This window comes from Lactobacillus sp. VURO6/B1 (VP7), assembly GCF_058139575.1.
The window spans coordinates 1-2,175 of the sequence record NZ_JBVOWJ010000033.1 but is presented as its reverse complement, the minus strand read 5'-3'; the positions used below and the strand labels follow the sequence as shown (position 1 = coordinate 2,175).

At 39.2% G+C, this 2,175-nt stretch carries 1 protein-coding gene; it reads right to left on the bottom strand.

All coding sequences use genetic code 11. From position 1 onward, the window contains the following. Nucleotides 1-2,175: BspA family leucine-rich repeat surface protein (locus tag ACZ2M0_RS09390; RefSeq protein ID WP_490059276.1), on the bottom strand; the 2,175-nt coding region annotated here is incomplete at both ends.

Here is a 2,175-nt window from a genome sequence, read left to right as displayed (position 1 = left end):
ATTACGCGGTCAGGGGCAATGGAGTTGCCATATTCATCTTGATAATGAACTGTGACTGCAGGCGCTATGGCTGCAGGTCTGTTGACAATTGAACCAGCAGTATTGGAAGCATTGGAGCCGTTGGATTCAGAGCCGTTAGAGCTGTTGGAACCATTGGAGCTGTCAGAGCTATTAGAGCTATTGGAACTGTTGGAACCGTTAGAGCTGTTAGAACTATTTGAGCTATTGGAACCGTCAGAGCTGTTAGAACTATTTGAGCTATTGGAACCGTTAGAGCTGTCAGAGCTGTTTGAAGTGTTTGAGCTATTGGAACCGTTAGAGCTGTCAGAGCTGTTTGAAGTGTTTGAGCTATTGGAACCGTTAGAGCTATTAGAACTATTTGAGCTATTGGAACCGTTAGAACTATCAGAGCTGTCAGAGCTGTTTGAAGTGTTTGAGCTATTTGAACCGTTAGAGCTGTTAGAACTATTTGAGCTATTGGAACCGTTAGAACTATCAGAGCCATCAGAGCTGTTGGAACCATTAGAGCTGTCAGAACTATTTGAACTGTCAGAACTATTTGAACTGTCAGAACCGATTGAACCATCAGAGCTGTCAGAGCCAGTAGAACCATTTGAGCTATCAGAACTGTTGGAACCATTTGAGCCATCAGAGCTGTCAGAACTATTTGAGCTATTTGAACTGTTGGAATCGTTAGAACTATCAGAACCATTAGAGCTGTTAGAAGTGTTGGAGCTATTTGAACCGTTAGAGCCATTAGAACTATCAGAACTGTTGGAACCATTTGAGCCATCAGAGCCAGTCGAGCCATTAGGAGTAGATGATCCATTTTTGGTGTATATGAGATTAACGGTTTGAGGCTTGCTTGTGAACAGAAAGCTATCTATATCCGTTGTTGATCCATTGAATTCCGCGTGGTCAAACTTATATCCTTTAATTTCTTTGGGTTTAAAAGCAATAAATGAGTCGTCGTTGACAAGTTTAGTATCTATGTCCCCGAATTGTTCATCTGCATCAGCAATATCTTTATTATCACTTTGATAATGAACTGTAATTGGTCCTCCAAGATCAGCAAAACATACATAGGCATCATGTTGAGTCGAAGGATTAAATTCGTCTAAGAATGCCTGTGGATAGTACCATTTGCATGTACCCTTTTTAGGGGAGCCTTTCCCTAGGCCCATGTTTACCCAGGTGCCTTGAACATTGAGATAAGAATTTGAAATATTGCACTTAGGGCCTAAAACTAATTTTCGTAGATTAGGGTCATTATCAAACATTGAAGTAGCGGACTTAGCAGATGGAATATTAAAGTTTTCGATATTTAGTTCTTCAAGATTGGTACAATTTTCAAACATAGAACCTAACCCCAAAAAATCATCTATCTTATCGGTATTGAAATTTTGTAGATTTAAGCTTTTTAGATTAGTACACCCATTGAACATATTCAACATTTCACGTACATTAGAAGTATCAAAATTTGATAAATCTAAAGTTTCTAGAGCAGTACAGTTCTCGAACATATCTTGCATATTAGTTACTTTACTTGTATTAAAACTTTTAGGAAAGGACAAGGAAGTTAGTGATGAACAACCATCGAACATATCATCCATCCGAGTTATATTATCTGTTTTTAAGTTTTCCAATCCCTTAAAAGTTTGTAAACTAGAAAGTCCAGAGAATAAATTGTTAGCATATCCTTCAATTTCTATTGTTCCTAATATATTTATCTCTGTAATTTTTGATGTGTCTACCCAAGGTATGTTGTTTTTAATGCCAATGTTTTTTAGTAAATTATCATTTTTAATAGTATATTGCTTGTCAGATGAGCCAATTTTTAATACACCATTATCAGCTGTAACGGGGATATCGTTCCATCTGCTTGAAATTGCGCCATCTCGAGTAGCCTTAGCAGGATCAAATTGTGCATGATCTGCTTCTTGCTTATCTGCTTTTGCTTTGTCTGTGGTGCTTGGATCGCTGGTATTGCCGGCAGCTGCGTCTGCACTATTTTCACTTGCTGTGCTGCTATTGGCACTAGTCTGCTCATGTTCAGTTTCTGGGGCGCTGCTTGAAGTGCCTGCATTATTCTCGCTGCCAGCAGTTTGACTGCTGCTGTTTTGGTCCGTGGACTCATCATCTGAAACTGCTGCACCCTCAGCTTCAGTTTGGTAG